General features: G+C 77.8%; 7 protein-coding genes. 3 read left to right on the top strand and 4 right to left on the bottom strand.

Going from position 1 to position 7161, the window contains the following annotated elements; genetic code table 11:
* A partial coding sequence (locus tag GTR00_RS10550; RefSeq protein ID WP_166611583.1) for a S8 family peptidase occupies positions 1 to 1235 on the top strand: 1235 nt, incomplete at its 5' end.
* A gap of 16 nt (positions 1236 to 1251) precedes the next feature.
* Positions 1252 to 2088 (top strand): trypsin-like serine peptidase, encoded by an 837-nt coding sequence (locus GTR00_RS10545; protein WP_166611582.1) that lies wholly within the window; start codon positions 1252 to 1254, stop codon positions 2086 to 2088.
* 39 nt (positions 2089 to 2127) lie between these two features.
* On the opposite strand, the gene GTR00_RS10540 is transcribed toward GTR00_RS10545, so the two are convergent.
* The 4 genes from GTR00_RS10540 to GTR00_RS10525 all read right to left on the bottom strand — a co-directional run bounded on the left by GTR00_RS10540 (position 2128) and on the right by GTR00_RS10525 (position 6700).
* Complete coding sequence (locus GTR00_RS10540; RefSeq protein ID WP_166611581.1) at positions 2128 to 2700, bottom strand: hypothetical protein; 573 nt, start codon at positions 2698 to 2700, stop codon at positions 2128 to 2130.
* Positions 2701 to 2707: 7 nt separating this feature from the next.
* Positions 2708 to 5257 carry a caspase family protein gene (locus GTR00_RS10535; protein ID WP_166611580.1) on the bottom strand — a complete coding sequence of 850 codons (2550 nt, stop codon included), beginning with the start codon at positions 5255 to 5257 and terminating at the stop codon, positions 2708 to 2710.
* Positions 5254 to 5940 (bottom strand): zinc metalloprotease, encoded by a 687-nt coding sequence (locus GTR00_RS10530; protein ID WP_166611579.1) that lies wholly within the window; start codon positions 5938 to 5940, stop codon positions 5254 to 5256. The genes GTR00_RS10535 and GTR00_RS10530 overlap by 4 nt, the downstream gene beginning before the upstream one ends.
* Before the next feature lie 115 nt (positions 5941 to 6055).
* A complete protein-coding gene (locus GTR00_RS10525; RefSeq protein WP_166611578.1) occupies positions 6056 to 6700 on the bottom strand; it encodes a dihydrofolate reductase family protein in 645 nt (214 codons plus the stop codon).
* Positions 6701 to 6855: 155 nt separating this feature from the next.
* Between GTR00_RS10525 and GTR00_RS10520 the strand changes: the two genes are divergently transcribed.
* On the top strand, positions 6856 to 7161 hold a 306-nt coding region (locus GTR00_RS10520; protein ID WP_166611577.1), incomplete at its 3' end, for an FAD-dependent oxidoreductase.

Raw genomic sequence — 7161 nt, 5'->3', positions numbered from 1 at the left:
ACCCCACGCTGGACGCCGATCCCCTCTGGGCGCTGCGCGCCCTGCGCGTCCCCGGGGCGTGGGCGTTCTCGGAGGAGCGGGGCCGTCCGGCGCGCGGCAGCGGCGTCGTGGTCGCCCAGCCGGACACGGGCACCACCGACCACCCCGAGCTGGCCGGTGTCCAGCTCGTGGAGGGTTTCGACGTCCTCGACGACGACGCGGACGCCACCGACCCCCTGGGGTGGGGCAGCCCCGGGCACGGCACCGCGACGGGCAGCGTGCTGGTCTCCCCGTCCAGCCGCGTGATCACCGGCAGCGCGCCGCGGGCGCGGCACCTGCCCGTGCGGGCCGTGGAGAGCGTCGTGCGCATCACGCAGGTGTCGGTGGCCCGCGCGATCGACGGGGCGGTGGCCCGCGGGGCCCACGTCGTCACCATGAGCCTGGGCGGCATCCCGGCGTTCTCGCTGCACCGCGCCCTGCGCCGCGCCGTCGCCGCCGACGTGCTGGTCCTGGCCGCCGCGGGCAACTGCGTGCGGTTCGTGGTGTGGCCGGCACGCTACGACGACTGCATCGCGGTGGGCGGCAGCACCGTCCACGACGGCACGTGGCGGGGCAGCAGCCGCGGGGCGGCCGTCGACGTGTGCGCGCCGGCGGAGAACGTGCTGCGCGCCGTCGTCCCCGCCGGCGGCGCGGAGGTGCAGCAGGGGCAGGGCACCAGCTTCGCCGTCGCGCTGACGGCCGGCGTGGCGGCCCTGTGGCTGGCCCACCACGGGCGCGCGAACCTCGTCGCCGCGGCGCACGAGCGCGGGGAGACGCTGCAGGAGATGTTCCGCCGGCTGCTGCGCGCCACCGCGCGCCGCCCGGAGGGCTGGGACCCCTTCGCGTACGGCGCCGGGATCGTCGACGCCGAGGCGCTCCTGCGCGCACCGCTGGACCTGGGCGGCGGGCGGGAGGCGGCGGCGCCCCCGTCCGACCCGGCGGTGCGGGCGGCGCGGTCGGTGCAGTCGCTGGTGGCGGAGGTGGCCGGGCCGGAGGCGGTGCAGGCCGACGTGGACTGGCACCGCTTCGGGCCCGAGATCGCCACGGCCCTGCTGGTGGACCGGCTCGCGGGGCTGCGCGAGGAGGGACCGCCGCGGGAGGCCGGGGCGGCGGCACCGCCGGTGAGCGCGGACCTGGCCGCGGCCGTGCGCGAGCCGCGGTTGCGCGCGGCGCTGGGCCTGCCGGGCACCGGGGGGACGTGGGAGCCGGCGCCGTGAGCGCACCAGCCTGCTCGTGCGCGGCGGGCGGGTCGACCCGCAGCACCCCCTGGCCGGCGCCTGGCGCGAGGACCTGGAGGCCGCGCAGGGGGCGGTGGCGGCGCTGGCGCCCTCGGTGGGGCGCATCGAGCCGGCGGGCGCCACCTCCCGCACCTACTTCGGCACCGGCTGGGTCGTGGACTCCGGCGCCGGCCTGGTGCTGACCAACGAGCACGTCGTGGAGGCGGTGTGGCGGAGCATGTCGCACGTGATGCTGCGCAGCGGGCGGGGGTTCCGCGTGCTCGACGGCCTCTTCGTCGACTTCGCCGCGGAGGCCGGCAGTCCCGCGGCGGACCGCTTCCGGGTGGTGCAGGCGGTGCCCCTGGGCGGCGGGGGCGCGGGTTTCGGCCGCCTGGACGCGGCGCTGCTCACGATCGAGCCGACCTCGCCCGGCCAGCAGGTCCCCCCGGCGATCCGCCCGGTGGCCGACCCGGACGGCCCGCGGGGCAACCTGTCCTCGTTCTGCGTGCTGGGGTTCCCCGGGCCCCCGCCCCACCGGGCCGGTTCCCACGAGGGGGTGGACTGGGCCTGGGTCAACACCACGCTCTTCGGCAACCGCTACGGCGTGAAGCGGCTGGCCCCGGGCAACACCCACCTCCCGCTCGGTTCCGTGCCCGAGGACACCCGGTCCTGGGTGTTCGGGCACGACGCGACGACGCTGGGGGGCAGTTCCGGCTCGGCGCTGCTCAGCTGGCTGGAACCGGACCCGGGGGCGTTCGGGGTGCACTTCGCGGGGACGTCGGTGGAGTCGAACTACGCGCACGCCTTCGCCGGGTGCGCGTCCGAGCTCGCCGCCGAGGGGGTGCCGCTGTGAGCGGCGCCGGGGGCGGGGCCCGCGGCACCGCCGGGGCGCTCACGGCAGGCGCCGGCCGGCGTAGGGCGCCCGCGGGTCCAGCGGCGCGACGCCCACCCCGGTCAGCTCCCGGAACCCGTCGGGGTCCACCAGCCGCACGAGGAGCGAGGTGCCGCCGGCCCGCAGCTCCAGCGCGGCGCAGGCGGGCGCGGACGCGTCCGGCGCCACCCGCGCCAGGGCCCACCAGCCACCGCCGGGCCGCAGCGCACCGGGCAGCGCGCGCGCCGGCGGCACGGCCGTGCGAGCCGTCTCGGCGTCCAGGGCGGGGTGGCCGCTGAGCGCGTCGACGCGTCCTCCCGGTTCCAGCCGCGCCACCACCGACAGCTCCTGGGGGACGGCGCCGGGGTCGCGCAGGAACCCGATCCACACCGCCTCCCGCTCCGGCACGGGGACGAGCACCTCCCCGGGCGCGCGCAGGAGCACCGGCAGCGCACCCCAGCTGCGCGGCAGCTCGGGCACCACGCCGGTGGCCGGGCGCGGGTGGCGCTGGAAGGACAGCGCCACCGTCGCGGTGAACCGCACCTCGTGCTCGACGGCGGGTGGCGGGCCGGCACCGGCCGACCCCGCCGTCACCGCTCGCTCACCGGGCACTCGCCCCGCGCGCCCCCCACAGCTCGACGGCTGCCGTCGCGGGGATGCCGACCCGCCGCGCCGCCTCCAGCACCGAGGGCGGCGCCTGCCGCGACGGCGGCGGCGGGGCGTTCGACCGGGAGGGCCGGGGCGGTCTGGGCGACCGGGTCGGTGCCGGGGTGCGCAGCGCCGTCGGCGGCGGGGCCGCGCCACCCCGCGCCGCCGGCGCGGTCGAACCCCCCGTCGGCTCCGCGCAGCTGTCGATCCACTCGCGCAGCTGCTGCGCGTGCGCCGCGCGCCGCTCCTCGTCGGCGGCCCAGACGAAGAAGGGCCCGATGCGGGTGGAGCTGTGCACGCGCGCCCAGACGTGCGCGGGCAGCAGCGCCGGGTCGTCGTAGGAGGCCGCCACCAGCAGCCGCCAGCCGGCGGCGAACATCGGCGGGGCCGGGAACGGCCCGTGCGTCCGCAGCGAGGGGTCGGCGCAGCGCAGGGACAGCGCCTCGACGTCGGGGTGCTGCCCGCCCACGAGGTCGCGCAGCCGGCGCACCGCGCGGTCGAGCACCTCGCCGCCGCGCGCCGCGCCGCCGGACCCGCCGTCGGGCAGCAGCAGCAGGTGGCAGCCGATGATCGCGGCCACCGGGTCGTCGTGCTCCTCCAGCAGGGCGTGCAGCAGTGCCGCGCCGCGCCCGCCCGCGAAGACGTGACGGCCCTGCGTCAGCGCGGTGCGCGCGGCCTCCACCACGTCGTCCCGCGCGGTGGTGGTCCCGGCGGTGCGGCGCATGAACAGCGCCACGTCGTCGGGTTCGGCCGCCGCGCCCGGCCGGCGCGGCACCGCTCCCCACGGGCCGCCGAGCCCGGTGGTGCGGCGCACGACGACCTGGGTCACCCACTGCGGGCTGACCACCACCGAACCCTCGAACACCCCGCGCGGCAGCTCCTGCCGCAGCAGGTACGTGCCCGGTTCCAGCCGCCGCTCCCACACGGCGACCGGGCCCCCGTCCCCGTCCACCCCGTCCCCGCCGTCGAGGTGGGCGTCCCGGGCGAGGTCGGCGAGCAGCGCGCCGTCGAGCGTGAGCAGCCGCAACCCGGCCATGGGGTGCGGCAGCGGGGTGCCCGCGGGCGCCGGGGCCCGTCCCCAGCAGCGGCTCACCACGGCCAGCGCGGAGATCCGTGCGACGCTGCGCCGGGGTGCCGCGACGCCGGCGAGCAGGCGCTCGCGCACGGCGCCGGCCGAGGCGCTGCCCGAGGCGGGCGGCGCGCCCACGAGCAGCGGGACGGGCGCGTCGGCGCCGAGGACGAGGTCGTCGTCCAGCAGCACGATGCGCTCCGAGGCGGTCGTCACGTCGCGCCCGAACTGGGTGCGGACCTTGTAGACGCCCGGCGCCTCGCGGTCCACGAGCCGGCCGGTGTCGGTGAACAGGTGCTGGAACTCGTGGTCGACGAGGACCACCGAGGCCGCCGGGTTCGCCGCGGCGACCTCGAGGCGGAACAGGTGCCCCTCCCCGGCGGTGCGCACGGGCGGACCGGTCTCGTCCACGCCGACGCGCACGTCGGTGGCGCCGGTGACCTGGAAGCCCTGGCGCAACCCGGCCCCGGGGACCTCCGCGACGTAGAGCCCCCGGGCGAGGTCACCGCGCCACTGCGGGCCCTCCAGCCGCGCCTGCACCACGAGCCGGTGCGGTGAGCCCGTCCACACGCGCAGCGCCTGGCCGGCGCGGGCCGCCGGTGCCGTCAGCACCACCGGGTGCACCGGCCGGGACTCCACGCGGACGAAGTCCAGGCCCTCGTCGGCGCGCACGAAGGGTTGCAGGTCCACCGAGGCGGCCCTGCGCGCCTCCGGCGGCAGGAAGTCGGCCATCGCGTTGTGCAGGAACCCCTGCAGGCTGCGGCCGGTCACCCGGCCGCGGCGGTCCGCCGCCCCGCCGCGCAGCCCGCGCAGCAGCGTCCACGTGAAGACGCCGTGCACCGCGCCGTCGGCCATGGGCAGCTCCAGCGCGCTCTTGGTCTGCGCGGCGAGCGCGATGAACGCCGGTCCGGGGACGGCGCGGCCCACCTGCGGGCGCATCCCGATCTCCTGCACGGGGATGGACTGCTGGTGGTTCATGCAGGCGTCCACCCACAGCACCGACTGCTCGAAGCGCTGCGCCCTGCGGAACCACCGCAGCCACTGGTGGGCGTAGACGTAGCTGGGGCGCACGTGCGTGGACTCGGCGGTGAAGACCGCCGCCTCCTCCAGCTCCGGCGAGAAGCCGTGCCCGGCGAAGTACAGGTACAGGCGCCGTCCGCTGCGCTCGCGCGTCCTCTCCTCCAGCTCGTCGAACGCCTGGAGCACGCGCTGGCTGGCCGGCTGGTCGGGGTTCGCGGCGCAGTCGGCGGACCGGATGAGGGTGACGTTGCCCGGCGGGAGCCTGCCGCCGGCCTCGTCGACGAGCCAGTCGCGGACGGCGAGGGCGTCGTTGTCCGGGCCGCGCAGGTCCGCCGCCACCCCGTCGGCGACCATCCGGGGGTAGCGGGAGATGCCGACGACCACCGCGTGGTCGTCGGCACACGTGCCGTTCACCAGGGGTAGGCGTCACGGATGAACCCCGTGTCGGTCTCGGACAGCTCCGGGTTGAGGTCGGCGGAGAACCCGTCCGTCGTCCACGACGCGGGGATCGGGTACATCATGATGGAGTCGGCGTCCACGGGGGTGGCGATGACCTGCTCCGGGTCGTACGCGGCGAAGATGTTGTGCTCGATGGTCGCCTCGTCCCAGAAGTTGGGTGCTCCGGACAGGTCGGCGATCACCGCGGCCCGGTTCCACCGCACCGGCTCCTCGGGGTTCTGGTGCTCGTGGATGAGGCCGAGGGCGTGCCCGAACTCGTGGAGCACCACGCGGCGCAGCTCGTCCTCGGGCGAGTCCGGGGTGAGCCAGCCGTAGTTCATCGTCGCCCGGTCGGTGGGGATCTGCTGCGCGGTCGTGCCGAGGTAGGACCAGGAGCCGTCGCCGGGGGCGAAGGCGACGCGGACCGTGGCGGGCCCGTCGTCGAGGAACTGCAGGTCGAGGTTGGCCATCCGCGGGCCCACCCACTCCTCGGCCACCGCGCGGACGCGCTCGTGCAGGGAGGCGTCGCCCTCCAGGAACCGCACGCCGATCCGCTCCCCGGCCTCCCACTGGAACTCCTTGAGCAGTGCCGCCCTGGTACCGGTCTCGGCCGGTCGCGGGGCGGCGGCGGCGCAGAAGCGCCGGGCGTTGTCGGCCATGTCGGTCTCCTCGGTGCGAGCCGGGACGTTCGGGCACAGGGTGCGCGCGGGCCGTCACGGGAGCGTCACGAGCGCGGGTCCCGCCCCCGCCCCGCCCGTCGCCCCGACCGCCGGGTCACGCGCTGCGCCCGCCACCGCGACCGGGTGCGCTCACGTCCCCCGTCGCCGGCACGCCACCGGCCGGCGCGTAGCGCAGGTGCACCGTGCCGCTCGGACCGGCCGCGGGCGGCTGCAGCAGCGTGAGGTTCGCCGGCACCGCGCCGGCGGCGAAGACCCTCTTGCCCACGCCGAGCACGATCGGGTGCACCCACAGGTCCAGGCGGTCGAAGAGCTCCTCGCGCAGCAGGGTCTGCACCAGGTCCAGGCTCCCGACGACCGCCACGTGCTCGTGCCGATCCCGGAGCGCTCGCACCGCGCCGGGCAGGTCCGGGCCCAGCTGCGTGGAACCGGCCCACGACAGCCCCGGCCGCCCGCGCGAGGCCACGTACTTCGGCACGCCGTTGAAGAGCGCAGCGATCCCGTCGTCCCGACCGCCCTGCCGGTGCGGCCAGTACGCGGCGAAGACGTCGTACGTGCGCCGGCCCAGCAGCAGCGCGTCGGTGCCCTCGTACGCGGCGGCGATCTGCGCCCCGACGACCTCGTCCAGCAGGGGCGCCTGCCAGCCGCCGAAGGGGAACCCCTCCGGGTCCTCCTCGGGACCGCCGGGCGCCTGCCCGACCAGGTCCAGGGTCGCGAACAGCTCGACGTGGATCAGGCCCACGGCATCCTCCAGGTCGCGGTGGCCGGTCGCGGTGGCCGTCCGGCTCGCACGGTGGACCGGCGCGGGCGTGCGGACTCACCGCCGAGCGGTGAGCGCCGTGCCGCGACGCGCCGGCCGTGGCACCGTGACGTCACCGGTGGGGAGGAGGGGGCGCCGTGCGGGTCGTGGTGGTGGGCGCCGGGATCGTCGGGGCGGCGGTGGCCCGCGAGGCGGCCGCGGCCGGCGCCGAGGTGCTCCTGCTGGACGCGTCGGCCCCGGCGTCGGGGGTGAGCGCGGACTCCTTCGGCTGGATCGGCGGACCGCGCGGCACCGACGCGCCGGGGGCGAGCACCGCCCTGCACCGCGGGGCGCTGGCGGCCCACCGGCGCCTGGAGGCGCAGGTGCCGGGCGTGCGGGTGCTCTGGCGGGGCTGCGTGACCTGGAGCGAGGAGCAGGACGAGGGACGGGACGAGGGGCGGGAC

The organism is Kineococcus indalonis (genome assembly GCF_009906395.1).
GTDB lineage: Bacteria > Actinomycetota > Actinomycetes > Actinomycetales > Kineococcaceae > Kineococcus > Kineococcus indalonis.
This window is presented reverse-complemented; position numbering and strand designations above follow the sequence as displayed.

Excerpts from the sequence above, each read along its gene's own strand:
- GTR00_RS10530 (WP_166611579.1), bottom strand. The coding sequence starts at position 5,940 with ATGGCCGACAACGCCCGGCGCTTCTGCGCCGCCGCCGCCCCGCGACCG.